This is a genomic window from Rhodobacter maritimus, assembly GCF_058747975.1.
This window is the reverse complement of the sequence record NZ_CM179095.1, coordinates 3329493-3355944: the sequence shown is the minus strand read 5'-3', so window position 1 is coordinate 3355944 and position 26452 is coordinate 3329493. Positions and strand designations below refer to the sequence as shown.

General features: G+C 62.8%; 20 protein-coding genes. 14 read left to right on the top strand and 6 right to left on the bottom strand.

What is annotated here, in order from left to right; translation table 11 throughout:
• Positions 1 to 41 precede the first annotated feature (41 nt).
• Entirely contained in the window at positions 42 to 2726 is a 2685-nt protein-coding gene (locus AC4PTO_RS16700; protein WP_492730415.1) for a molybdopterin-dependent oxidoreductase, read from the top strand.
• A 417-nt stretch (positions 2727 to 3143) separates the two neighbouring features.
• Here AC4PTO_RS16700 and AC4PTO_RS16695 read toward each other — a convergent pair whose 3' ends face one another.
• A complete protein-coding gene (locus tag AC4PTO_RS16695) occupies positions 3144 to 3362 on the bottom strand; it encodes a hypothetical protein (RefSeq protein ID WP_492730414.1) in 219 nt (72 codons plus the stop codon).
• 10 nt (positions 3363 to 3372) lie between these two features.
• Positions 3373 to 3537, bottom strand: coding sequence for a hypothetical protein (locus AC4PTO_RS16690; protein WP_492730413.1), 165 nt, complete (start codon positions 3535 to 3537; stop codon positions 3373 to 3375).
• Between the two features lie 99 nt (positions 3538 to 3636).
• On the opposite strand from AC4PTO_RS16690, the gene AC4PTO_RS16685 reads away from it, so the two are divergent.
• The 3 genes from AC4PTO_RS16685 (at position 3637) to AC4PTO_RS16675 (ending at position 5655) form a co-directional block, all read left to right on the top strand.
• Positions 3637 to 4836 (top strand): GTP-binding protein, encoded by a 1200-nt coding sequence (locus tag AC4PTO_RS16685; RefSeq protein WP_492733669.1) that lies wholly within the window; start codon positions 3637 to 3639, stop codon positions 4834 to 4836.
• Entirely contained in the window at positions 4833 to 5075 is a 243-nt protein-coding gene (locus AC4PTO_RS16680) for a DUF6525 family protein (RefSeq protein WP_492730411.1), read from the top strand. The genes AC4PTO_RS16685 and AC4PTO_RS16680 overlap by 4 nt, the downstream gene beginning before the upstream one ends.
• A gap of 103 nt (positions 5076 to 5178) precedes the next feature.
• Positions 5179 to 5655, top strand: coding sequence for a carboxymuconolactone decarboxylase family protein (locus AC4PTO_RS16675; protein ID WP_492730410.1), 477 nt, complete (start codon positions 5179 to 5181; stop codon positions 5653 to 5655).
• A gap of 321 nt (positions 5656 to 5976) precedes the next feature.
• On the opposite strand, the gene AC4PTO_RS16670 is transcribed toward AC4PTO_RS16675, so the two are convergent.
• Positions 5977 to 6615, bottom strand: a complete 639-nt coding sequence (locus tag AC4PTO_RS16670) for a class I SAM-dependent methyltransferase (RefSeq protein WP_492730409.1) — start codon at positions 6613 to 6615, stop codon at positions 5977 to 5979.
• Between the two features lie 83 nt (positions 6616 to 6698).
• On the opposite strand from AC4PTO_RS16670, the gene AC4PTO_RS16665 reads away from it, so the two are divergent.
• The 5 genes from AC4PTO_RS16665 (at position 6699) to AC4PTO_RS16645 (ending at position 12046) form a co-directional block, all read left to right on the top strand.
• On the top strand, positions 6699 to 7607 hold the full coding sequence (locus tag AC4PTO_RS16665) for a LysR family transcriptional regulator (RefSeq protein ID WP_492730408.1): 909 nt from the start codon (positions 6699 to 6701) through the stop codon (positions 7605 to 7607).
• A gap of 193 nt (positions 7608 to 7800) precedes the next feature.
• Complete coding sequence (locus AC4PTO_RS16660; RefSeq protein WP_492730406.1) at positions 7801 to 8631, top strand: arsenate reductase/protein-tyrosine-phosphatase family protein; 831 nt, start codon at positions 7801 to 7803, stop codon at positions 8629 to 8631.
• Positions 8631 to 9629, top strand: coding sequence for an ArsJ-associated glyceraldehyde-3-phosphate dehydrogenase (locus AC4PTO_RS16655; protein ID WP_492730404.1), 999 nt, complete (start codon positions 8631 to 8633; stop codon positions 9627 to 9629). Before AC4PTO_RS16660 ends, AC4PTO_RS16655 begins: the two co-directional genes overlap by 1 nt.
• On the top strand, positions 9626 to 10891 hold the full coding sequence (gene arsJ / locus AC4PTO_RS16650) for an organoarsenical effux MFS transporter ArsJ (protein WP_492730403.1): 1266 nt from the start codon (positions 9626 to 9628) through the stop codon (positions 10889 to 10891). Before AC4PTO_RS16655 ends, arsJ begins: the two co-directional genes overlap by 4 nt.
• A 90-nt stretch (positions 10892 to 10981) precedes the next feature.
• Complete coding sequence (locus tag AC4PTO_RS16645; RefSeq protein ID WP_492730401.1) at positions 10982 to 12046, top strand: bifunctional transcriptional activator/DNA repair enzyme AdaA; 1065 nt, start codon at positions 10982 to 10984, stop codon at positions 12044 to 12046.
• Here the strand turns inward: AC4PTO_RS16645 and AC4PTO_RS16640 are convergent.
• A complete protein-coding gene (locus AC4PTO_RS16640) occupies positions 12043 to 12477 on the bottom strand; it encodes an NUDIX hydrolase (RefSeq protein WP_492730399.1) in 435 nt (144 codons plus the stop codon). The two genes, AC4PTO_RS16645 and AC4PTO_RS16640, sit on opposite strands and share 4 nt — an antisense overlap.
• Before the next feature lie 114 nt (positions 12478 to 12591).
• On the opposite strand from AC4PTO_RS16640, the gene AC4PTO_RS16635 reads away from it, so the two are divergent.
• The 3 genes from AC4PTO_RS16635 to msrA all read left to right on the top strand — a co-directional run bounded on the left by AC4PTO_RS16635 (position 12592) and on the right by msrA (position 14844).
• Positions 12592 to 13770 carry an MFS transporter gene (locus AC4PTO_RS16635; protein WP_492730397.1) on the top strand — a complete coding sequence of 393 codons (1179 nt, stop codon included), beginning with the start codon at positions 12592 to 12594 and terminating at the stop codon, positions 13768 to 13770.
• 124 nt (positions 13771 to 13894) lie between these two features.
• The gene (msrB, locus tag AC4PTO_RS16630; RefSeq protein WP_492730394.1) at positions 13895 to 14338 is read left to right on the top strand and encodes a peptide-methionine (R)-S-oxide reductase MsrB; all 444 of its coding nucleotides are present in this window, start codon (positions 13895 to 13897) and stop codon (positions 14336 to 14338) included.
• Positions 14338 to 14844, top strand: coding sequence for a peptide-methionine (S)-S-oxide reductase MsrA (gene msrA, locus AC4PTO_RS16625; RefSeq protein WP_492733667.1), 507 nt, complete (start codon positions 14338 to 14340; stop codon positions 14842 to 14844). The genes msrB and msrA overlap by 1 nt, the downstream gene beginning before the upstream one ends.
• A gap of 75 nt (positions 14845 to 14919) precedes the next feature.
• Here msrA and AC4PTO_RS16620 read toward each other — a convergent pair whose 3' ends face one another.
• Complete coding sequence (locus tag AC4PTO_RS16620; RefSeq protein WP_492730390.1) at positions 14920 to 16467, bottom strand: phospholipase D family protein; 1548 nt, start codon at positions 16465 to 16467, stop codon at positions 14920 to 14922.
• A gap of 746 nt (positions 16468 to 17213) precedes the next feature.
• Here AC4PTO_RS16620 and AC4PTO_RS16615 point away from each other — a divergent pair.
• A complete protein-coding gene (locus AC4PTO_RS16615; protein WP_492730388.1) occupies positions 17214 to 21731 on the top strand; it encodes a DUF7507 domain-containing protein in 4518 nt (1505 codons plus the stop codon).
• 14 nt (positions 21732 to 21745) lie between these two features.
• A complete protein-coding gene (locus AC4PTO_RS16610; RefSeq protein WP_492730386.1) occupies positions 21746 to 25273 on the top strand; it encodes a hypothetical protein in 3528 nt (1175 codons plus the stop codon).
• A 60-nt stretch (positions 25274 to 25333) separates the two neighbouring features.
• On the opposite strand, the gene AC4PTO_RS16605 is transcribed toward AC4PTO_RS16610, so the two are convergent.
• Positions 25334 to 26371, bottom strand: coding sequence for a trypsin-like serine peptidase (locus tag AC4PTO_RS16605; protein WP_492730385.1), 1038 nt, complete (start codon positions 26369 to 26371; stop codon positions 25334 to 25336).
• Positions 26372 to 26452 lie beyond the last annotated feature (81 nt).

The window sequence follows — 26452 nt, the reverse complement described above, 5'->3', positions numbered from 1 at the left end:
GACGTAATGTCCTGCCAGACGCGCAGCCAATGGAGGCAACAATGACATTCGCAAGACCCACCCGCCGCGCCTTTTTGCAGGGCGGTGCCGCCGCATTCGGTGTCGGCAGCCTGATGGGCAGCACCGCGCTTGCCGCGGTGGACCCGAACTCGCATGGCGGACGCATCTTCCACGCCACGCATTACGGCCCCTTCGAAGCCATTGTGCGCGACGGCAAGCTTGTCGGCCTGTCGCCGATGATCGAGCTTGACCAGCGCCCGACCGAGATGCTGACCTACGGGGTGCTTGACCGCACCTATGACAAGACCCGCATCAACCATCCGATGGTGCGCAAATCCTATCTTGAGGGCTGGGAAAGCGGCGATACCAGGCCGGAACTGCGCGGCAAGGAAGAATATGTCCGCACCGACTGGGACACCGCGCTGAAGCTGGCGGCCAAGGCCATCGTCGACACCATCGCGGATCACGGCAACCAGGCGATCTTCTCGTCGTCCTATGGCGGCTGGAGCCATGCCGGCCTGATGCGCCCGAACGTGCTTCAGGGGCGCCTGTTCAACCTGATCGGCGGCTGCACCAACACGCAGGGCGACTGGTCGGCCGGGGCCGGTCAGATCGTCATGCCCCGTATCATCGGCGACATGGAGGTCTATTCGGGTCAGACCGCATGGGAAGTCATCCGTGACAATACCGAGGTCTTCGTGCTGGTCGGATGCGACCCGATCAAGAACAACCGCGTGGAATACACGGTTGCCGATCACGGCATGTATCAGCCCTGGGAACAGATCCGGGACAACGGCTGCAAGTTCATCTCGATCAACCCGCAGCGGACGGCTTCGGACGAATTCCTGAATGCGGAATCGATCCGCATCATCCCTAATACCGATGTGGCGCTGTTCACCGCCATGGCCTTCCATGTGCTTGAACAGGGCCTTCAGGACGATGCCTATATGGCGAAATACACCGTGGGTTCGGACAAGTGGATCGCCTATGTCAAGGGCGAGACCGACGGCACGCCGAAAACGCCCGAATGGGCCGCCGCGATCACCGGGATCGAGGCCGGAAAGATCCGCGAACTGGCCGAACTGCTGGCGACCTCGAAGACCGAGATCGCGGGTTCCTGGGCGATCCAGCGCGCGCATCATGGCGAGATGCCCTATTGGGCGATCGTGAACTTCGCCGCGCTGACCGGCAAGATCGGCAAGCCCGGCGAAGGGGTCGGCTTCAGCTGGCACTATGGCAATGGCGGCATGCCGCAATCGGGCAAGGCGACGCCGGCGGGCCTCAGCCAGGGCAAGAACCTGGTCAAGGGCATCTGCCCGGCCTCGCGCATCACCGAGATGCTGGAAAACCCGGGCATGGAGTTTTCCTACAACGGCAACAAGGGCGTCTATCCCGACGTCAAGATGATCTACAACGCCGGCAACAACTTCATGTCGCACCAGCAGGATACGAACCGGCTGATCCGCGCGCTGCAAAGGGTCGAGACCATCGTCAGCCAGGATGTCTGGTGGACGGCGGCCACGCGCTGGGCCGATATTGTGCTGCCCGCGACATCCTCGCTGGAGCGCGATGACATCTCGGTCGGCGGCACCTACTCGAACGACCGCATCTACGCGATGAAGAAGGTGATCGAGCCGGTGGCCGAAAGCCGCGACGACTTCGAGATCTTCGGCGGCCTGGCCGATCTTCTCGGGGTGGCGGGCCAGTATTACGAATGGGAACAGTTCCCCGAATACATGGACATCCTGAAATTCGCCTATGGCCGGACCTCGGCCGCGGAGGACACCCCCTTTGAGGAGTTCTGGGAAAAGGGCTACGCTTGGCAGAAACCCCCGCAGGAAGCCCGCCAATGGGTGCGCCACGGCGATTTCTATGCCGACCCGGAAGCGAACCACCTGCATACCGAGTCGGGCAAGATCGAGATGTATTGCGAAGGCATCGCCAAGCTCGGGATCGACGACATGCCCGGCATGCCGATGTGGCAGGAGCCGCATGAATATCTGGGCAATGCCAGCGAAGGGCAGCTTCACGTCGTCAGCCCGCACCCGTGGTTCCGCCTGCACAGCCAGATGGGGAACTCGGAGCGGCTGCGCGATCTCTACATGGTCCAGGGCCGCGAGCCGGTGCGGATCAGCACGCAGGACGCCGAGGCCCGCGGGATCGCCGATGGCGATCTGGTCGAGCTTTACAACGAGCGCGGCACGGTGATTGCCGGGGCGGTGGTCAGCGATGACATCATGCCCGGCGTGGTCTCGATCTACGAGGGCGGCTGGCCGCAGCTTGACAGCAAGGGGCGCTGCAACTCGGGTCTGGTGAACTTCATCACCTCGACGCAGCGCGCCTCGGGGCTGAGCCAGGCGACGACGGCCAATACCTGCCTTGTCAGCATGCGCAAATGCGAAGACCCGGAAGGCCCGAACATGGCCTATGACAAGCCGCCGATCCTGGAGGATGTCGAGATCGCCGCGATCGACGACGACAAGCTGGGTCTTGACCGGATCTACGATCTGGTGGCCGCGCTTTATGCCAACATGGAGCCGGGTGAGAAGATCTTCTACGAACGCTGCACGGTGTGCCACGGTCCGCGCGATCCGGGCGGTTTCACGCAGCTTCAGTGGAAGGGGATCACGCCCTCGATGTTCCCGCGCGCCGGGCTGGACGAGACCGAGATGGCGCTTGTCACCGACTTCCTGATGCGCAACGCGTCCGACGCGGGCGCAAACTGAGGATCTTCCGGCAGCCGGCGCGTTCGGCTGCCGGATCGGCTGCAGCGCTTCGCAAGTGCGGCACCAACCCCGCAACCGCCAGCACCGACTGGAAGGAGCGCTGAGCATCGGCCAGTTTGCCGCGCAATGTTGCGAGCATCTCAGCGCCACGGTCAGGGCCAAGGCGCTCGGCTGCGGTAAGGGATCCACTCGACATCGGAATAGAGCCTTCCCATAGCGGGAAGCTCGGCCATGCAGGGGGCGTATCGGCACCAAGCGAGGCGGTGGCTTTGGCCAGTTCCTGCGGAATGGGTGCCGCGTCGGGCTTGAAGACGCAGTCCTCGCAATCGTCGCGGCCGGAATAGGCAAGCAACGCGACGATCGGATAATCGAAGTAGAAAGCCGGGCCTTAGGGCCGGAGTTTCAACGTCTTTCCAGTCACGTCGAACGGTGCAACCAGTCGCCGGGTGTGGATCGAGACTGCCCGACCGCCCTGCCATTTCGCCGTCCAGTCGTTCGGGACGTTAAATGTTGCGGTTTCGCCATCCAGCGCGATTTCCAGATCACCACCGTAGTCCAGCGTTGGAAGCGCTCCAGCTTGAGTTCGACCATCTCGCTGTCGCTGTCGTGTTTGCCTGCCTCGACCACCATAAGCATGAACATGTCTTCATAGGTCCGGCGCGCACAGTTCGACAAGCCGCAGCTGATCGTTGACTGGCGGTGTACGCATCACATCGACGAAATTATGCGGATGAGCCTGCACCGGCGGTGGGGCAAGCGCAGCAAGAACGGTCAGCAAGGCCGCAGGGAAAAGAGCATGCAGACGGATCATGCCCCGATCTATCGCATCGGATTTGTGCTGGACAAGAAGATAGACCTTGTTTTGAGTAGATGTTATCTTATAACAAATGTTATTGTATAACAGGAGGCAATCGTGTCAGACCGTCTTCCCGTAACCGTGCTTTCCGGATTTCTTGGCGCCGGAAAGACCACGCTTCTCAACCATATCCTCGCCAATCGCGATGGCCTGCGCGTCGCGGTGATTGTCAATGATATGTCCGAGGTGAACATCGACGCCGATCTGATCCGTGCGGATGGCAGCCTGACTCGGGGCCAGGAAAAGCTGGTCGAGATGACCAATGGCTGCATCTGCTGCACGCTGCGCGACGACCTTCTGACCGAGGTGCGTCGTTTGGCCGAGGAAGGTCGCTTCGACTACCTGTTGATCGAATCGACAGGAGTATCTGAGCCCCTGCCTGTCGCCGCCACGTTCGAATTCCGCGACGAAGCAGGACAGGCGCTTGACGATGTCGCCAGACTCGACACGATGGTAACGGTGGTCGATGCTGCGAACCTCACGCGGGATTTCTCGGCGCAGGACTTCTTGGCCGATCGCGACGTGGAACTGGGTCCAGAGGACGAACGCAGCCTGGTGCACCTTTTGACCGAGCAGATCGAATTCGCCGACGTGATCGTGCTCAACAAGATCGGATCGGCCAGTCCCTCCGAGCGCGATACCGCCCGCGCGATCGTCCGCGCGCTCAACGCCGATGCGAGGATCATTGAGACAGATCACGGCAATGTGGCACCCGCCGAAATTCTCGGGACGGGCCTATTTAGCTTTGAGGCGGCGCATCGCCATCCGACCTGGGTGCAGGAGCTTTACGGCTTTGCCGATCACATCCCCGAGGATACGGAATACGGCATTACTTCCTTTGTCTATCGCGCCGAGCGCCCCTTTGACCCAACCCGGTTGGCCGAGTTCTTCGAAACCCCGCTGCCCGGGGTGATCCGCGCAAAGGGGCATTTCTGGATCGCCACGCGACCCGACTGGGCGGGCGAATTCTCGATGGCCGGGCCGATGATGGAGGTGCGGGGTTTGGGTCTGTGGTGGGCCGCTGTGCCCGAGCAGCATTGGCCCGAAGAGGCGCGCGTGCGGATGGCCGGCGTCGCGTCGCGGGAATTCGGAGACCGGCGGCAAGAGATGGTCTTCATTGGTCTTCTGGGGCAGATGGACCGCACCCGGATCGAGGCGATTCTTGACCGCTGCCTCGTGCCTGAAACCCGTTTCATCCCCACAGCATGGACCGGGTTGGCAGATCCCTTTCCGCGCTGGGGTAGCGCCGCGTGAGGCGCAATCTCGCAACCCGGCTACGTGTCCGTACGCGGGACAACTCTATGGCGGCCTATGACCGCCTGCCCGCCCCCGCGCGAGCTTGGGTGGCGCAGGCGGTGCTGCCCTGGTCGGCGACCTCGGTGGCGCGGCTGTGGACGCAAGCACTACGCGAAAGTGGCTGCGAGGCGGTGGCGCTGGCGCGACTCTCCGCCCCGGAGGCCCGCACCTTGGCGCGTGAACCCCGCGTGTCCTGAGTGGCGATTACTCGGCATCGACCATTTTCACAGCCTTCAGCAGCAAATAGTTCTACCCGCCCCCTTTTGCGGACGAGCCCGGCTGAAGATATTGGGGGAGACGATGAAAAGAGGTGTGATGATGTCGGCAAGGATGAACTATTACAAAGCAGCGCCCTCGGCCATGAAGGCAATGATGGCGCTGGATGAGGCAACGAAAGAAATTTCGGTTCCCCCGGCTCTGCGCGAACTTATCAAGATGCGCGTGTCGCAGATAAATGGCTGCGCCTTTTGCTTGAACCTGCATGCGCCGGAAGCCCTCGCTGCCGGAATCTCGCAGCAGAAACTCGATGTTCTAAGCGCTTGGCGTGAAAGCCCTGTATTCGACACGAAAGAGAGAGCGGCGCTTGGATGGGCCGAGGCTCTGACCCGTATCGAAGCAAGCGGTGCGCCGGATTCGGATTATGCGGCACTGGCCGCAGCTTTCAACGAGCAGGAGCGGGTTGAGCTTACGCTCGTCATCACGACCATAAATGCTTGGAACCGCTTCGCTGTTGGTTTCCGCTCGCAGCATTCGGTTCGGGCAGCGGCGGCGAGCTGAAGGCTGCTGTCTGCGAGAAGCTGCTTCGCCCAACAATACTGCCGGTTGCTCCAGGAAGATGTTGCGGCAAGATGAAGGGGCTGTGCTTGGGTACCCATAACAGCGACATTTCGCCTTTCGGATGGCGGCCCCGGACAGTCGTTCATTGACAAGGGTCGTCGTGCGCTTCCCGGGCAGCCTGCAGCAGCTGCGAATGGTCCCACATCTCTGCCGGTGTCGAGACGTATCGGGCGACCCATGATCTGGAACGGGTCTTTCATTGCATGGCGGACGCTTGCGATACTCCGGAAGATGCGTCATCAACCGGGAGGCAGACGCATGTTACCGCTTTCTTGCCACAAGGAACGGCCGCACGTCTCTGCCGCGGCTACCGTGGCGGGCGCGTTCGATAATGTCGAACCCTGCGGCCTCGATCTCTTGCTCAAGGCCTTCGGCCGAGAATGTCGCCACGAAAGGCGCCTTTCCGATAAGCTGCATGACGGGGATTGCCATGCGCACGAGGATGTTCATTTCCGCAAGGCTTGGTGTCTTGGAAATGAAAAGCCCGCCGGGTTTCAAAAGCCGATGCACACCGCGCAGGGCCGCTTCGCGGGCGGCGATCAGATGCAGCACGTTGAAGCCCAGGGCGGCGTCGAAATTCTCGCCGCTCCAGCGCGCCTCATCCGGTGTGGCAACCTCGAAACGGATATTGGTGCAGCCTTCCGCCCTGGCCTTTTCCCGAGCGATTGCGATCATCTCGCGCGAGAGGTCGGTTGCGACCATATGCCTGACCGATGACGCAAGCCTGAGCGCGGTCGTTCCCGTGCCGCATCCAAGTTCGAAAACCGCATCGTCGGCACGCAGATAATGGCGTGCACGCTCGACCGTGCGCTCATATCCTGCCGGATCGGCAATCGGGCCGGTGGCGTATTTCCGGGCGATCCGGTCCCAGAACCTTGCGTCTTTAGCCGTGTCAAACATCGCGCTCTCCTGTGCGGCCAGCTTTAACATATACATTTACGAATTGAATTGAGCTTATTTGTAGATACGATATGCAAATACTCATGAATGAGCTTAACTGGAATCATGCCCGCGCTTTCCTTGCCACGGCTGAGACCGGCTCGCTTTCAGCGGCGGCCCGGCAGCTTGGCCTGACCCAGCCCACACTCTCGCGCCAGATCGCGGCCTTCGAGGCAGAGCTTGACGTGACCCTGTTCGAGCGGATCGGCAAACGGCTTGTGTTGACCGAAACCGGCGCACATCTGTTGCAGAAGGTCCGCGCCATGGGTGAGGCGGCGAATGCCGTGACCATCGCTGCCTCGGGTCGCGTGGAGGCCATCGAAGGCCGCGTCAGCATTTCGGCAAGCGACGCTTACGCCGCCTATATCCTGCCCGCAATTATCGAACGCATCCGCCGCGAAGCGCCGCAGATTACACTGGTTATCGTGTCCAGCAACACGCTGAGCAACCTGCACCGGCGAGAGGCGGATATCGCGATCCGTCACGTCAGGCCGGATGGTGAGGGGTTGATTGGCAAGCTCGTGCATGAAAGCTCAGCCCATCTCTATGCCGCGCAGACATGGATCGAACGCAATGGTTATCCGGCCCACATCGAAGATGTCGCCGATCACGATTTGATCGGCTTCGAAGACGCCGAACGGTTCGTCCTGCATATGCGAGATGCGGGCCTGAATGTGACAGCCAGGGGCCTGCGGCTCTTGTCGGAAAGCGGTGTCGCCGTGTGGGAAATGGTGAAGCGCGGCCTGGGGGTCGGCGTCATGGCACAAGAGATCGCGATACGGACAGAAGGGATCGTCGAGTTGTTTCCCGATACCCCGTTGGTCAGGTTTCCGGTCTGGCTGGTCACGCATCGCGAATTGAACACCAGCAGGCGTATCCGGCTGGTCTATGAAATCCTGTCGGATGAACTGGCGCGCATGGAATGCATCAGGCGTTCGGATGAGGGGCCCTGAGCCGGACGTGCCGCACCGTCCAAGGTATCTGATCCACCCCAAACGGGCCTGAGCGCCCCTTTGCCGCGGAAAGAGGCGATGGCCGCTAAAACCTTCCGGTGAATGGTCTTGCGTGCCTCTGCCGGGCCACCGCAATCTGCTTGTCATCGAAAATTCACATGCAACCAGCCATTATTTCATTATTATGTGAAATATGGAAAAAGAGATTCCCGAACAGCTGACCGCTCTTGGCCATCCGCAAAGGCTCGCGGTGTTTCGCCTGCTCATGCGCCGCTACCCCGACCGCGTTCCGGCCGGGGAGCTGGCCGCCGCGCTTGGCGTCAAGGCTAGCACGATGTCCAGCTATCTTGCCGCGCTGCATCGCGTGGGGCTGGTGGCGCAGGCGCGTGCGGGAACCTCGATTCTCTACGCCGTTCACATGGCCAATGTGCAAGGGGTATTTCAATACCTGCTTGGCGACTGCTGCCGCGGCCGCCACGGGCTTTGCGCATCGCCGATCTCAGGGGGGCTGCCCATGACGGATCGCAAATACAATGTCCTTTTCATCTGCACCGGAAATTCCGCCCGCTCGATCTTTGCCGAATCGCTTCTGCGCAAGGCCGCAGGAGACCGGTTCAATGCCTATTCCGCAGGGATGAAACCCTATTCGGAGCTCAACCCCTTCGCGTTGCGGGTGCTGCGGGACAAGGGGCATGATATCTCCGGGTTGCGGTCCAAGAACATTTCGGAATTTTCGGGGCCGGATGCGCCGGAGCTTGATTTCGTGTTCACCGTCTGCAACCAAGCCGCCAACGAGGAATGCCCCGCCTGGGACGGGCAACCCATCAGCAGCCATTGGGGCATGCCCGATCCGGTGAAGGCCGGCGGCACGGATGCCGAGAAGGCCCTGGCCTTCCAGCAGGCCTATGGCGCGCTGAAGCACCGGATCGAGGCGTTCGCGGCCCTTCCGGTCGCAAGCCTCGACCGTATCGCCCTTCAATCCGCGGTGGACGAGATCGGCCGCACCCCCGCGGAGGGGCTTTGATGACCACCTATGCACTGAACGGCCTTGGCCGCATCGGAAAGCTTGCCCTCAGGCCCCTGCTTGAACGCGGCGCGCGCATCGCCTGGATCAACGATGCGGTGGGTGACGCCGCGATGCACGCGCATCTTCTGGAATTCGATAGCGTCCATGGCCGTTGGGATGCAGCGTTTTCGCACGATGTCGGCGGCGTGGTGATCAATGGCGACCGGCTGCCCTTCATCGGCACCCGGAACCTTGCGGAGCTTCCCCTGGACGGGGTGGATGTGGTCATCGACTGCACCGGCGCCTTCAAGACAGAGGAAAAGCTTGCGCCCTATTTCAAGGCCGGCGTGAAGAAGGTCGTGGTGTCCGCCCCGGTCAGGGACGGGTCTGCCGCCAATATCGTCTATGGTGTCAATCATGACAGCTATGATCCCGCCCGCCACCGGATCGTGACGGCGGCGTCCTGCACCACGAACTGCCTTGCCCCGGTGGTGAAGGTCATCCACGAGACCTTCGGGATCCGCCACGGCTCGATCACGACGATCCATGATGTGACCAACACCCAGACCATCGTGGACCGCCCGGCAAAGGATCTGCGGCGCGCGCGTTCCGCGCTGAATTCGCTGATCCCGACGACGACGGGGTCGGCCACGGCGATCACGCTGATCTATCCCGAACTTGCGGGCCGGCTGAACGGCCATGCGGTGCGGGTGCCGCTGCTCAACGCCTCGCTGACCGATTGCGTCTTCGAGTTGGAGCGCGCGACCACCGCGGAGGAGGTCAATGCCGCGCTGAAGGCGGCCGCCGATGGTCCGCTGAACGGCATCCTGGGGTATGAGCCGCGGCCGCTGGTTTCGGCCGATTATACCAACGACCCCCGCTCTGCGATCGTCGATGCACTTTCGACCATGGTGGTGAATGGCACGCAGGCAAAGATCTATGCCTGGTACGACAACGAATCCGGCTATGCCAACCGGTTGGTGGATGTCGCGCTGATGGTCGGGGCCAGGGCATGAGCCGCAAGCCCGAGGGCCTGTCCGCCTATATCGCGGTCACGGCGGCCTATTGGGCGTTCATGCTGACCGATGGCGGCCTCAGGATGCTGGTGCTGCTGCACTTCCACACTTTGGGCTTCTCGCCGGTGCAACTGGCCAACCTCTTCATCCTTTACGAGGTCGCGGGCATGGTGACCAACCTTGCCGCGGGCTGGATCGCCGCGCGTTTCGGGCTGGCCGCGACGCTTTACGCGGGCCTTGCCTTGCAGGTGGCCGCACTTCTGGCGCTGAGCCGGCTTGATCCGTCCTGGGCGGTCGGCGCTTCGGTCATCTTCGTAATGTGCGTGCAGGGGGCAAGCGGGGTGGCGAAGGACCTGGCCAAGATGTCGTCGAAATCTGCGGTGAAGCTTCTGGCGCCGGGCGATGGCGGCGGGCTGTTTCGCTGGGTCGCGCTGCTGACGGGATCGAAGAACGCGATCAAGGGCGCGGGCTTTCTTCTGGGGGCTGCGCTGCTTGCCAGCCTGGGGTTCAGGGGGGCGGTGCTGGGCATGGCCGCCGTTCTGGCCGTGATCCTGATGCTTGTCGTGGCGTTCATGCCGCCGGGCTTGCCGGGGGGCCGCAAGGGCGCGCGCTTCTCCGAGGTCTTCTCGAAATCGGCCAATGTGAACTGGCTTTCGGCGGCGCGGGTGTTCCTGTTCGGCGCGCGGGACGTGTGGTTCGTTGTCGGCATCCCGATCTATTTCCACGCGGTGCTTTCGGACGGCACCGAGGCGGGCGACCGCGCGGCCTTCTTCCTGATTGGCGGTTTCATGGCGGTCTGGGTCATGCTTTACGGCGCGGTTCAGGCAAGCGCGCCGAAGATCCTGCATGCCGCCAGCCGCCCCGAAAGCGCGCTGATCGGGGCCGCGCGCAACTGGGCGGGCCTTCTTTTCACGGTGCCCGCGGCGCTGTGCGTTGCAAGCCTGCTGTCCCCGGAACCCGCGCCGTGGCTGACGGTCACGCTTGTCGCGGGCCTTCTGGTTTTCGGGGCGCTCTTCGCGGTCAACTCCGCGCTACACTCTTACCTGATCCTGGCCTTCAGCAGATCAGAGAGGGTCACGATGGACGTGGGTTTCTACTACATGGCCAATGCGGGCGGGCGGCTGATCGGCACGCTTCTGTCCGGGTTGACTTATCAGATTGGCGGGCTTTCCCTCATGCTGGGAACTGCAGCCGCCATGGTGGCGCTTGCGGCGCTGGTTTCGGGCCGTCTGACAAGCCAGCCCGCCATACCGGCGGCCTGAGCGGCACCGGGTCGAACCCTGGCGCGGGATTTTCGCAATAGGCGCCCGATTTCCGGCGGCGAAGGTTCGGGGCAATGCTACATTCCGGGCATGTTGTTCGATCTGCCAGACCACGCCACACTCTATCGCGCGCTTCAGGGGCGTGATTCGGCCTATGACGGGCAGGCCTATGTCTGCGTGGTCTCGACCGGGATCTTTTGCCGCCTCACCTGCCCTGCCCGCAAGCCAAAGCCGGAAAACTGCACGTTCTACGCTACCGCCGGCGAATGTATCACCGCAGGCTACCGGCCGTGCAAGCGGTGCAAGCCGCTGGCCCCGATGGCCGCGTCCGATCCGGCCATCGCCACTCTGCTTGGCGCGCTGGAGGAGCGCCCCGAACATCGCTGGTCCGAAGAGGATGTCGCCCGCATGGGGTTTGATCCGTCCACGGTCCGGCGCGGCTTCAAGCGGCAGTTCGGGATGACCTTTCTGGAAATGGCACGGCAAAGGCGGTTGCGCGACGGGTTCGAGACGATCCGGGGCGGAGGCAAGGTGATCGAGGCACAGCTTGACGCGCGCTTCGACTCGGCCAGTGCATTCCGGGCGGCGTTCGCCCGGCTTCTGGGGCGCGCGCCGGGAAGCTTCGATCAGGGCGCGCTGCTGCTGGCCGACTGGGTGACGACGCCGCTTGGCGACATGATCTCGATCTGCAGCCGGTCGCATCTGCATCTGCTTGAATTCGTGGGTCGCAAGGCGCTGAGGGCAGAGGCCGCGCGGCTTGAAACCCGAAGTCAAGGTGCGCTTGGTATCGGCAAGACCGCTCCGGGTGAACAGATCCGAGCTGAGCTTGAGGCATTCTTTGCCGGTCGCTGTGCCGAATTCCGCACACCGCTGGCCTATTCCGGGTCGCCCTTCGCGCAGGCCGTCTGGGAGGAACTGCGGCAGATTCCGCCCGGTGTCACCCGCAGCTATTCCGATATCGCCGCGCGTATCGGGCGGCCAACGGCCACGCGCGCCGTCGCGCGCGCCAATGGTGCCAACCAGATCGCACTTGTCGTGCCCTGCCACCGCGTCATCGGGGCCGACGGTTCCTTGACGGGTTACGGGGGCGGGTTGTGGCGCAAGCAGAAGCTGCTTGAGATCGAGCGGCAATTCCGCATCCCAAGCACGGCCTAGACGCGGATCGGCCCTGCCGCCTGCCGGGCGATGCGCGCGACATCGCGGCTCAGGATCAGCCCGGACTCCATATCGGCAAGCCGCACCCATCTGGCATCGAGGGCGTCGTCCGCGGCGACGGGCTCGCCTGCTTTCCACTCACATTGAACGGCGACCAGAACGAAATGCTGTCGCAGCGTGCCGTCCCCGGCCCGGTCATAGGCGTCCAGCGCGGCGAACGCGCCCCCTGCCGTGGCGGTGACGCCGGTTTCCTCCAGCAACTCGCGCTCGGCCGCCTGTTCCAGTGTCTCGCCGAATTCCACCTTGCCGCCGGGAAAGCCCCACAGCCCCGCGTCAGGTGGATTGGCGCGCTGCACCAGAAGAACCCGGCCGCCGCGGATCACCACCGCCAGAACGGCGACGACAGGGCGGACGGGAGGACTGACAGGCATTTGTGGGTTTCCGTGCAGATGGGTCTCGTGCAACCTATCTGCCGCACGCCCGACGATTCAAGGTTCAGATGGCGCGGCGGACATGGCAGGCTTTGGCCCTGCATGGGGGGCCATATGTCGAAAAGTCTTGCCGTCTTCCTTCTGTGCCTTGTCGTGATCTGCGGGATGTCGCCCTGGTTTGCCGCGGGCGCGGCCATGGCCGGGATCGCGCGCGAAAGCGGTATAAGCCCGGTCTTGCAGGCGATGCTTTCCTCGGCGGTTCAGGCGGGGTTCGTGATCGGGGCGCTTGGCTTTTCGGTCACCGGCATCGCGGACCGTTTCGACCCGCGCCGGGTCATGGCGCTTGCGGCGGTGTTGAATGCCGCGACAACCGCGGCGCTGCTGATCGTTCCGCCGGGATCGGCCGCTGCCGTCGCGCTGCGCTTTGCCACGGGGATGGGTTTTGCTGGGATCTATCCGGTGGGCATGAAGGTGATGGTGGGATGGGGGCAGCGCGACCGCGGCTATCTGGTCGGCCTGCTTGTGGGTGCGCTGACCTTCGGCAGCGCCACCCCGCATCTTGCCGCCTATTTCGGCGGCACCGACTGGCGCATCGTGGTCGGGGCGACGGCGCTTGCCTCGCTGATCGGGGGGGCGCTTTCGTTGCTGCTTCGGGTAGGGCCCTACCACGCGCGCGCGCAATCCTTCGATTTCCGCGCCATCCGCCTGATGTGGACGAACCGCCATATCCGTGCGGCAACCGGCGGCTATCTTGGCCATATGTGGGAGCTTTATGCCCTTTGGGGCTGGATCGGCGTGATTGCTGCCGCAAGCTACAGCGCCGGCATGCCCCTTCCCGAGGCCGAAAGGCTGGCCGCGCTGACGGCATTCTGTGCGATTGCCATCGGGGCGTTCTTCTGCATCCCGGCGGGCAGGCTTGCCGATCGCATCGGCAAGGCGCGCATCGCCTCGGGGGTGATGTGGCTGTCGGGCGGTGCGGCACTGGCCAATGCGGCGGCTTTCGGCGGGCCGGTCTGGCTTTCGTTTCTGCTGCTGCTGGCCTGGGGCGCGGCAGTCATTCCCGACAGCGCGCAATTTTCCTCGTTGATCGCGGATCATGCGCCGCCGCATGTCGTGGGCAGCCTCATGGCGATGCAGAACGCGCTTGGCTTTGCGCTGACGATCCTTACCGTGCAGCTTGCGCCGGTTCTCGCGGCCGCGATCGGCTGGCCGGGGGTGTTGGTCCTGATGGCGCTGGGGCCCGGTTTCGGGATCTGGGCGCTGCGAACCGCATGGGCGCGCGGCCAAGGATGAAACAATCCGCCCCGCGCAACGAAGAGCATGGCGTGAAACCCCGGCAATGGCCTGCGCCAGGCTGGAGTTTTCGCGCCGATGCGCCATCTATGGATCAGTGCTGCCCTTGAGAGTGGGAGAAGACATGACATACGAGAAAACCGAAGCCGCCCTGTCCCGCCTGACGCCCGAACAATACCGCGTCACGCAGCAAAGCGGCACCGAGCGCGCCTTTACCGGCGCCTATGACAAGCATTTCGCGCCCGGCATCTATGTCGACATCGTCTCGGGGGCGCCGCTTTTCGCCTCGGCCGACAAATACGATTCCGGCTGCGGCTGGCCTGCCTTCACCAAGCCCATCGCCCCCGCCATGGTGGCCGAGTTCCGCGACACCTCGCACGGGATGGAGCGGGTCGAGGTCCGCTCGGCCCAGGGCGACAGCCATCTGGGCCATGTCTTTCCCGACGGGCCGCGCGACCGGGGCGGAATGCGCTATTGCATCAATTCGGCCAGCCTGCGCTTCGTGCCGAAAGAGCGGATGGAAGCCGAAGGATACGGCGAATATCTTGATCAGGTGGAGGAAGGATGATGAACGAACGCGCCATTCTGGCGGGGGGCTGCTTCTGGGGCATGCAGGATCTGATCCGCAAGCTGCCCGGCGTAAGCGCAACCCGCGTGGGCTATACCGGGGGCGATGTGCAATTCGCCACCTATCGCAACCACGGCACCCATGCCGAGGGGATCGAGATCCTCTTCGATCCTGAACGGATCAGCTATCGCAGGCTTCTGGAGTTCTTCTTCCAGATCCACGACCCGACCACGCCCGACCGGCAGGGCAATGACCGCGGCACCAGCTATCGCTCGGGGATCTACTACACCTCGGACGAACAATGCCGGATCGCCGAAGGGACGATCGCGGATGTGAATGCCTCGGGGCTTTGGCCGGGAAAGGTGGTGACCGAGGTGAAACCCGCGGGCGATTTCTGGGAGGCCGAGCCCGAGCATCAGGATTACCTTGAGCGCATTCCCCACGGCTATACCTGCCACTACATCCGCCCGGACTGGGTTCTGCCGCGGCGCGACGCGGCCGAATAGGCCTCGGTTCACGGTCTGAAAGGACATGGCGCCCGGGGCGATGCTTCCGGTCCCGGGCGTCTCCCTTGTGGGGGATCAGAGCATCCATTCCACCGGCAGCACCCCGACAATGGCCAGCATGACCTGCTTCAGCCAGCTTGCTCCGGGCTCTTGCTGCCATATGACCGGCTTTCCGCTGGCGTCGGTTTCCTGCCAGACCATGCGGTTGTCGCCGCCAAGCGCGGGGCGGTAGCTTACCCGCGCAAGCGGCCCCTCGAAACCGGCGCTGATCTGGCGGGCCATCGCCGGACTGTCGATCAGCAGGCCCATCTCGCAGTTCAGCAGGGCAGAGCGGGGATCGAAGTTGAACGAACCGATGAAGACCCGTTCATCGTCAATGGCGAATGTCTTGGCGTGAAGCGATGCGCCCGAAAGACCCAGGGGCATCAGCTGCAAATCGGATTCCGGCGATACCCCGCCGCGCAGCTTCAATTCGTAAAGGTTGACGCCGGCGCGCAGCAATTCGCGGCGATATTTCGTGTAGCCGGCATGCACCAGCAGCACGTCGGTGGTGTTCATGGCGTTGGTCAGAATGTTCACCCGAACGCCGGACCGGGCAAGGCCGATAAAATATTCGGTCCCCGGCTTGCCCGGAATGAAATAGGCACTGACCAGATCCAGCCGCGTGCGAACCTCGCCCAGGATCTTGCCCAACCGCGAGATCATCAGCTGATCCCGGCTTGCGATGCCTTCGCCCTTCACCGGATCGTCCGCCACAAGCTGAACCCGTGTCCATTCGGGAACCAGTCCGCCGCCTGCATAACGTGCCGCGCTGCTTTGCAGATCGCCCAGAAGGGTGCGGGCCTCGTCGCTTTGCCGGACCTCGGTGACGCGGGCGTCGAACCCCGTACGGTCGCCCCCGCCATCTATGACGGTTTCGACGGCAAAAACCGAGCCGCTGTTCCAGTATTGGTCGAAGACGGCCGCCGCATCCGGCACCACGGCGCCGATCGCAAGCGCATCCATGTCCTTGTAGAAAGCCTCGCCGATTTCGAAATACTCGTTGCCGATATTCCGCCCGCCGATGATCGCTGCCGCGCCATCCGCAATCATCGACTTGTTGTGCATCCGCCGGTTCATGCGAAAGAAGTCGAAGGCATAACCCAGCATCTTCGGGCGCCGCACGGTCGAGGGGTTGAAAAGCCGGATGTGAAAGTTCGGATCGCCCACCAGCGCGGCAAGGACCGGATCTAGGCCCGGCACGCCGTTATCGTCCAGTAACAGCCGTACGCGAACCCCACGCTTCGCGGCACGGTCGAGCGCATCGAGCAGCAGAATGCCCGAGGTATCGTCATGCCAGATGTAATATTGCACATCGAGGCTGACCTGAGCCGTCTCGACAATGGCCAATCGGCTTGCCAGGGCGTCATGGCCGTCGGCCAGCGGCACGACACCCGACAGATCGGGATGGGCGCCTTGCCCCGCCACCATAAGCTGCCCAAGGCGCGTGTCCGTCCGTGCGGGCAACGCCAACTCTGCGGGGCGCGACGAAATGTCCGGCAAGGGAAACAGCCAGCGGGCACCCATCACCAGAACCGCCGCAGTCAGAGTGAACCCGAACAGGAATCGAAAAAACGCGCGCATCGTGCCGGTCTCCTTATGGTCGATCTGGCCGCAAGAGTTTTCCACTTTGTGACTATTTCATGAATTCATAAATAGTTACATATGTTTATGAAATTCGACCGGCTGGAGGGCCTCGCCTTGCTCTGCGGTCTGGGCCCGGCTCGGACCCGGTGACGTGCACGCCCCCGGCAGCCATGTCGACACATGCGTGCCGTGTCCTGCCCGGAGGGATGCCATCATCGCGTGTTCCTGGTGATCATGTCGCGCCGCAGAGCGCATGCCGCACATACAGTTGATCCGCCGAATCTGGCGCACGGAAAAGTTGTATGATTCGGGAAATCGGCTTTTCCCCTTTATCAAGTGTTAACAAAACGTTAATTGCTCGGTCTGGTAAGCAATAAAACGGACAATATTTTCATATTGCCCGCACAATTTGAACAAAATCGGATGCGACTGCGTCCGCGCTGCCCTGCATGTGTATGAAGCCCGAAGTTTGAGGTGCGATAATGGTGAACCTGGTGATGTTGACGGATGATACCCGCAACTCCTCCGACAAGCGTCCCGCCCCCATCACCCCCGGCCATCGCAAACTACCCAGGGCTTCGCACCTCCTCCGCTCTCTGCGCGGGATTTTCGCATATATTGTTGCGGCAATGCTTCTTATGACCTCCGTTCGCCATGCCCAGGATGTGGCCTTCCGCTGGTAAGAACGGGGTCTGGCGGATGGGGCATCCATACCGCCCAGCCTCTCCGCCAGTATCAGCGGCGTGACCGTCACCTCGTCCTGGACATGGGTGACCAATGGCGGCGTCACGGGCCAGTATGTGGAATTCGGTTCGGGAAGCTTCGGCACGCATACCGGGTTTATGGCGCTCGGCTTCGACAACAGCTCGACCGATCCGACCGACCGCTTCATCATCAATACGACCTTCTCGGTTCCGGTTCAGCAACTGTCCTTCTCGATCCTCGATGTCGATCAGTCCTCGTGGGATGATTTCGTCGAGATCTATGCCGATTTCGGCGCCGGACTGGTCAACATCAAGGGAACTCCCTACGTGGCCCTGGGCGGAAGCGGCGTCGTTGCCGACAATGAAAGCTTCGGCGAAGGCTATGAGGGCAACAGCTCTGTTCCGTCCAACTCAGCCGCAGGCAACGTGATCGTCGATTTCGGAACCGCGTTGGTTTCCGCCATCCGTATCAACTACTTCAGCGGCAATGACGGCTCGTCTAACCCGGGTAGTCAGGTTATCGGTGTCTCGGATTTCGAGTTCAATATTGATGCCGACATGTCGCCTGTGCTTTCGGGTCTTCCCTCCGAGATCGTGGCAGGTACGACCTATACGGACCTCACCCTCAGCTGCACGAATGCCGGGCCGGTTTCGGCCCTGGCGGCTACTTGTGTGCCCGCAGCGAATATCGGCACCATCTCCAATCTCAGCTGCTCTCCCGCCCTTCCGGCCACCATCGTGCCGGGCGCCGCAAGTGTCTGCACCTTCGATTTCACCCTCGGCACGCCCGGCTCCGCAACCGAAGTCATCTTCACCGGCCAGACCACCTCGAGCAATGACCAGAACGGTGGAACTGACCCGACCGCCGGAAACAACCAGATCACGGCAACCGTTCCTGTTGCGCAGGCGGATCTTTCGATGGCGAAGGCGGTCGATGCCGCGACGCCGGCGGTGGGCGACACGGTCAGCTTCACGCTGAGCGTGACGAATGCGGGCCCCTCGACGGCGACGTCGGTCTCGGTGAGCGACCTTCTGCCCTCGGGCTATGTCTATGTCTCGGATGACGGGGCGGGGGCCTATGACGCGGGGACCGGGATCTGGACGGTGGGCGATCTTGCCGACGGAGCGGGGGCGAGCCTCGTGATCGAGGCGACGGTGCTTGCATCGGGCGATTACGCCAATACCGCGACGGCGAGTTCGGGCACGGCGGATCCCGATCCGGGCAATAACAGCGACACCGCGACGCCGGCTGTCATCGATGCGGTAGACGACGACTATACTGCAACTCCGCTGAACGGTTTTGACGGTGGAACGCTTGGTTCGGTGCTGGACAATGACCGGTTGAACGGCAGTCCCGTCACCATCGACGGTTCGGATACGATCATCTCGATCGTTGCCGATGGCGGGCTGACGGGCGTTACCTTGGACGATGACGGCACAATCACTGTACCTGCCGGTACGCCGGCGGGCAGCTATACCCTGACCTACCAGATCTGTTCCGAGGCCAGCCCGGGCATGTGTGACACGGCGACGGCCATTGTCCAGGTCGATGCGGCGACAATTGTGGCACTGCCCGACGCGGTTTCCGATGTCGACGGTCAGGCAGGTGCGGACGACGTTCTGACGGTCTTTACCAACGACTCGCTGAACGGTGTCGATCTGACGGATCTGAGCGATACTGCGATCTCGGTGGTGACCCCGGCAACGCCGATCGGCGGCAACCCGGTTCCGGTGCTTGACGTGACCGACGGGACGGTGGATGTGCCCGCGGGCACGCCGCAGGGTGTCTACGTGATCACCTACGAGATCTGCGAGATCCTGAACCCGACGAATTGTGCGACGACGACAGCCACCGTAACGGTCCAGGCCGAAGCACCGGTTGCCGTGGATGATTCCGAAAGCGGGCTGACCGTCGGTTCCGCCGCCAGCATCGACGTGATCGGCAACGATACCGATGTCGATGGCTCGATCGACCCGACGACCGTGTCCTTCACCGATCCGGCCGCGATCGACACCAATGGCGACGGCTATGCCGATACGCTGACCGTGCCGGACGAAGGTGTCTGGAGCGCCGATCCGGTGACCGGCGAGGTGGCCTTCACCCCCGAGCCGGATTTCACCTCGGATCCAACGCCGGTGGGCTATACCGTTGCGGATAACAACGGCAACGTCTCGAACGAGGCAACGATCACGCTCGATTACGATCAGCTGGCCAGATTGACGCTGGTGAAGGCTGCGATCGATGTTGTCGATACCAATGCCAATGAGATCCGCGGCGACGCCGGCGATACGGTGACCTATCGTTTCACCGTCACCAATACGGGCAATGTACGTCTGTCGCCGGTGACGCTGGATGATCCGGTGATTGGCGTGGCCGGGTTGGTGATTGCCGGCACGCTGGATCCGGGGGCGGCGGCTTCGGTCGAAGTGGATTATGTCTTTACCGCCGGTGACGAGACCCGCGGCTATGTCGAAAACTCGGCCATTGCGGACGCGACGGGCGTGGACGAGGGCGGCGTGCCCTATCCCGGCCCGGGCGGTGCTTCCCTGAGCGCGAGCGTGGTTTCGGATGCAGGCAGCGACCCGGTCCTGAACCCGGTTATCGACCCGCTGACGACCGAAACGCCCGATGGCACGGGGGCCACGGATGGCAATCCGGCCAATGACCCGACTGTCACCCGCGTTCCGCTGGAACCCTCGAGTCTTGCCCTGAGCGGCACCGTCTTCCTCGATGGAAACGGTGACGGCCTTTATTCGCCGGGCGAAACGACTTTGCCGGGTTACGAGGTCCGGTTGGTCGATTCCGCTGGCGATGTGATAGACACGGTTTTCACCGATGCGGATGGTGCATACAGCTTCGAGGGCTTCCCGACGGGAACCTATTCGCTTCTGTTCCTGGAACCGGACGATGGAAATCCGGCCACGCCTTCCCGCGCGGTCGGTCAGATCACCGACCTTGTCTTCGTGGCCGGTACGGTGATGACCGATGTGAACCAGCCGGTCGACCCTTCGGGCGTCATCTACAACTCGGCCACGGGCGCGCCCATCGCGGGCGTCACGCTGCGGGTTACCGATACCGCGGGCACGCCGTTGCCCGACGCTTGCCTTCTGCCGGGTCAGCAACCGCAGGTAACCACCGCCAACGGGCAATATCGCTTCGATATCCTGTCCGGTGCGGCAGCAGCCTGTCCGGTGGGTGAAACCGAGTATCTGATCGAACTGTTCAGCGTACCGTCGGGCTTCATCCTCGGGGAATCGACGGTTTATCCGGCGCAGAGCGGAGCACTGGACGCAACGAGCTGTGCCATCGACGCGGTTCCGGGCGGAGCGTGCAACGTCTCGTCCTCGAGCAGTGCGCCTCCGGCGGGTACCAGCGTGCCCTATTACCTGGCCTTCCTGCTCGCAGCGGGCGATCCCGACGTCGTTGGCAACCATATCCCGGTGGATCCGGAGCTGGTGCCCGCGGACGAAAGCGATGTCACCATCGAGAAGAGCACCCCCGTGGATACGGTGCTGATTGGTCAGACGGTGCCGTATACGATCACCGTGACGAACAATACCCTGTTCGGCATCGGGCCGCTGGTCGTGCGCGATACGCTGCCGGTGGGGATGTTGTTCACGCCCGGCAGCGCAACCTTGCGCGGTGTGGCGGTCACGCCCGATCAGTCCGGCCAAAGCCTGACATTCGATGCGATCACCCTAGCCCCGGAAGAAACCGTCACGATCATGCTGAGCGCGCGCGTCGCCTCGACGGCAGAGCCGGGCGATCTGGTGAACCGTGCCGATGCGCTGGGTGCGGTAAGCGGCGCGGCCCTTGCGCCCACGGCAACGGCGACCGTGCGGCTTGCGCCCGAGCATGTGTTCGACTGTTCGGACGTGATCGGCAAGGTCTTCGACGACCGTGATCGCGACGGCTATCAGGACGGGCCCATCGTTCTGCGGGGCGGCAAGGTCTATGACGACCACGGCCGCCAGATCACCGATCGCAGCATTCTGACCGCGCTTCTGGCCGGCCGCGATACCAGCCGCGACCAGGTGCTGCGCGAAGGCGAACCGGGGATGCCGCATGTTCGTGTGGTCACCACGCGGGGTGTAATCATCACCACCGACGAGCATGGACGCTTCCATGTACCTTGCGCGGAACTGCCGAAGGATATCGGTTCGAACTTCACGATGAAGCTCGACACCCGGTCGCTGCCCACCGGCTACCGCGTGACAACCGAGAACCCGCGCACTGTCCGCCTGACCGCCGGTAAGATGGCCAAGCTGAACTTCGGTGTCAGCATCGGCAAGGTCGTGGATATCGACCTGATGGATGCGGCCTTCGCATCGGGCAGCAGCGAACCGAAAGCCGCGCTGAAACAGGCGATCGGCCCGTTTGTGGCGAAATTCGCCAATACCCCTGCGGTGCTCAGGATTTCCTACTTCAAGCAGGGCGAGGACAGCGCGCTGATCCGCGAACGGCTTGATGTGGTGGAAAGGCTGATGCGTGAAGAGTGGAAGCGCGTGGGCCGTGGCAAGCTGATCGTGGAACGCACGATCAAGTATGTGCAGTGAAGTGAGGCAGTAAGATGAAACAGCGTGTCACGATGAAATCTCTCCTGCACTCCATGCTCAAAGGCTCGACTGCGCTGACCCTGGTGGTGTTCGGGACCGGGGTCGTTTCGGGGGCCTTGCGTGCCGACGAAGCCGATTGCGTGTTGGTGGACGGGATGCAGACCGATGCCTGCACCCGCACCAATCAGGGCACGGCCGTAGACATGCCTACCGGGCAAGGCTCCGAATGGGACCGTTCGTCCCCTCGGGCGCCCGAAGGCTTCGTGCTGTCCATCGACGGCGATACCTTTGTCGGGGACGCCCGTATCGAGGACAGGATCCGCGCCACGGACCTTGCCCTCGAGGCCGCCGACATCCAGATCCGGTTCGACGGGCTGGAGACGAAGAAGCGGCTCGATCTGGAGTTCGACCGCAGGGGCCACCGGGTCATGCTGCAAAGCCGTCTGAACTATCCGGGTTACATTTCCCGCGCCGAGATGCGCGTGATCGATCTTGCCGCGCGCGGCGGTCCGGCCACCGTCGCGGTGGTGCCGGTCGCGCCCAACGGGGCGGTCACGGTCGATCTGCCCGAGGGCGATAACCTCAGCGTCATTCACCGCGTCTACGATGCTGCGGGACGTTATGACGAAACCATCGCGCTTTCGCTCGAAAGCCCAGATGACCGTGGCCTTGTCCCTGGCGTCGAAGACGGCTCGAACGCGATGGCGGTGGACCGCATCCCGGTGCGCGGAGGGTCTGTCACCGTCTCGGGCGAGTCCGTGCAGGGCGGGGCGGTTGTCCACACTCTGGGCGAGGCCATCCGCCCGGACCCGAGCGGCCGCTTCGTGATCCAGCGCATTCTGCCGCCGGGCGATCATCAGGTTGCGGTCTCGGTGGATGGGGCGTCCCGTCCGCTCAGCCTGTCGCGCGAGGTGCAGATCCCGCAGTCGGAATGGTTCCGCTTCGGCGTTGCCGACCTGACGTTGGGGCGGCACAAGACCGATGGCGCCGGCTTTGAAACCTACAAGCGCGGGCGGCTTTCGGGCTATGCCAAGGGGATCACCGCGGGTGGCTATACGATCACCGGATCGGTCGATACCCAGGAAGAGGATCTGGGCGACATCTTCAGCATGCTTGACGAGAAGGATCCGCGCAGCCTTCTGTTGCGCATCGATCCCGCGGAATATTACCCGGTCTATGGCGACGACTCGACCTTTACCGAGGACGCGCCGACCTCGGGGCGTTTCTACCTGCGCGTCGAGAAGGATGGCAATTACCTGATGTGGGGCAATGGCAAGTCCGAGGTTGCCGGCTCGGAATATCTGCGCAACGAACGCATGCTTTACGGGCTGAGCGGGAAATGGGCCTCGAAGCAGCAGACCAGCCGGGGTGAGCCACGCGTTGCGCTGAGCGGCTATGTCGCGCAGCCCGATAACCTGCCACAGCGGGACGTGTTCCGCGGCACCGGCGGCTCGGTCTATTTCCTCAGCCGCCAGGATATCTCGCGCGGGTCGGAAACGGTCATCGCCGAGCTGCGCGACCGGACGACGGGGCGCGTTGTCAGCTATCAGTATCTGACCTATACCACCGACTACACGATCAACTACGTTCAGGGCATCGTGTCGCTGAACGCGCCGCTTTCAAGCAGCGCGTCCGAAGGGGTGGTGATCACCAATCCGGGCGGCGATTTCGACGTCAACCTTATCGTGCAATACGAATACACCCCCGTTGCGACCGATATCGACGGCTATTCCACGGGCGGGCGTGTCGAAGCCTGGGCGACGGACGATCTGCGCATCGGCGTGACCGTGCAGAATGAAACGACCGGCGATGCGGATCAGAAATCCCGTGGGGTCGACCTGCACTACCGGCTGGGCGAGCGTAGCTATATCGAGCTGGAATACGCCGAAAGCGACGGTCCCGGTTTTGGCAGCACCTATTCCTATGACGGCGGCCTGATCCTTGAAACCGATCCCGCCACCGCCGGCACAGGTGCTGCCCGCCGTTTCGAGACGCTTATGGAACTGCGCGAGCTTGGGCTGGATCTGGACGGCACCTTCACTGCCTATGGCGAAAGCCGGGATGCAGGCTTCTCGACCCTGGATTACTCGTCGCTCTATGACGAGAAGCTGTGGGGTTTCGCGCTTGATGTGCAGCAGTCCGAGAAGCTGCGTTGGGTTCTTTATAACGACCAGTACAAGAACGATGACGGCAAGAAGGAACGTGAAAGCGGGCTGGAGCTGTCTTACGCACTTAATGCGCGCGATACTGTCTCGGTCGGGATCGAGCAGATCGACCGCGATACCTCGTCGGAGACGGGCACGCGCACCGATGTGGCCGTGCGGTTCGACCGCAAGCAATCTGCCGATTTCAGCTGGTTCGTTCTGGGCCAGGCCTCGGCGGTGACGGACGGTCTGCGCAAGAACAACCGCCTTGGCTTTGGCGCAAGCTACAAGATCAACGACAAATGGGCCGTGGAGGGAGAGGTCTCCGACGGCACGCTGGGGGCCGGAGGCCGGGTTCTGGCCACCTACCGCGACGGCGAGAGGCGTTCGCGCTGGTTCGGATATGAGTTCGATCCCGACAGCACCATCGCGGGCGACGAACTCGATGGCGAGGATCACGGCCGTTTCGTCATCGGTGCGCGCGATCAGATCAACGATTCGCTCAGCTTCACGGGTGAAAGCAGCTACGACCTGCTGGGTGAGGCCCGCACCCTGACCAATTCCTACGGGGTCGAATATCAGCAGTCCGACTACCTGACCTATTCGGCCAGTTTCGAGAAGGCCAGGCTGATCGACGACACCGTCGGAAGCGAGATGGACCGTTGGGCGATTTCCTTCGGTGCGCGCTATGAGGATCAGAAGATCGCCGCAAGCGGACGCCTTGAATATCGGCAGGACGATGGCATGCTGAACGGCACGAACCGCGATGGGCGCACCGTCGCGCTGACCGCCAAGGCGCGCTACCAGATCGACGAAAGCCAGCGGTTTCTGTTCAGCCTCGATGCCGTGGATTCGGACACGGATGAAAGCTCTCTGCCCGACAGCACCTATGCCGATGCGGTCATCGGCTATGCGCTGCGTCCCGTGGATAATGACAAGCTGAACATCCTTGCGAAATACCGCTTCCTTTACGACAAATACGGCCAGGATCTGGACGGTACGGATGCGCGTGGGCCCAAGCAGGTCAGCCATGTGTTCAGCATCGACGCGGAATACGATCTGAACGATCACTGGACGATCGGCGGCAAGCTTGGCTACCGCAAATCCAAAAGCGCGGATGTGGGCAGCACTATCTATGCCGATAACGATGCCTGGCTGGGTGTGTTCAACGCGCGCTATCATGTCGTGCACAACTGGGACATGCTGTTCGAGCTGCGCCAGCTGAACACCGTTCAGGCCAATACGCGCGAAACCGGAGCGCTGGTCGCGGTCTATCGCCATTTCGGCAATAGCATCAAAGCGGGGATCGGCTATAACTTCGGATCTTTCTCGGACGATCTGACCGATCTGACCTATGATGACAGGGGTGTCTTCCTGAACATCGTCGCGAAGTTCTGATCGCCCCGGCCAAGGGTAAGCCGCCCCTCCGCGACAGCGGGTGGGCGGGTTTTCGGATGGCTATGCCGCCCAGGCGGTGGCCCATGGCCCGTCAGATGGGACCGGTACGCCATCGAAGGCGACGCCCGCGTCGATGATCCGCGCGTCCGCGGCGATATCCGCCGCCGGGATGGCCCAGTTCAGGCCCTCCACATTTCCGTTGAAATGCAGCCCCAGAACGGTGCCGGTCGCAAGATCGGCCACAGGTGCGCCGGAATTTCCGGTCAGGGTGGAGCTGTCATGACCAAGGGCTCGCATGTGCCGCCCGCGCAGGGTCAAGGAGGTGATCGTGTCGATCAGGCCCGGCGAGAGGTGCTTGGCATCGAACTCGGTGATCGCCTCGCGCTGAATGTCGGTATCTTCGTCAGGGTTGAAGGATGGATAGCCGATTACGCAACATTTCTGCCCCTCGGCCGCATCGCCGGTGGCAAGTTTCAGTGGCGCAATATCGTCGGGCGCATCGCCAAGCCGCAGCAATGCCAGGTCGAACCAGGGATGCATCATCTCGACCCGGGTGATCAAGAATGTCCGTGTCGGATTGGTGTCCCAACGGCGTGCTTCGCGGCAGAAGTTGATGCGTGCGCTGAATTGCGGGCGAAGGAAGCTGCCGAAGCCGGCGAATTCCACACAGAAGATCTCGGCCACATGGCGGTTGGTTGCGATCAGCCGATCGCCTACCAGAAACCCCGACCCGGCGTTTCGAAACTCGGCCCCGCCGCTGAATTCGATCCGGCCGGTCGCTTTGGCTACCTGCGCAATCACCGACTGCACCGGCGCCTCGGTCAGTTCGGGCCACAGCGGATGTCCGGTGTCGGCGGGCAGATCGTCCAGCACCTCGATCAGCGGCCGCAACCCCGGCGAGAGGATCGAGAACATGATCCGGCTTTCCGTTTCGTCCAGCGGCCGGCCCGCCAGAACCGCCTCTCCCAGCCGGTCGAGTTCCGATGCGCGTGTCAGGTGACGCCGCCGGATTTCCTGCGGCACGACGCGGCTTAGCGGGACGCCGGGCCGCAATTGCGTGACAAGCTTTCGGACGGCCTTTTCCTTGCGGTTCGGCATGATCTGCACCCCCCTGCAAATCCGGCGGAATCTGGCTTTTCTAGAATAGGTAGAGTTCTCCGAATTTGACCTAACGTCAAG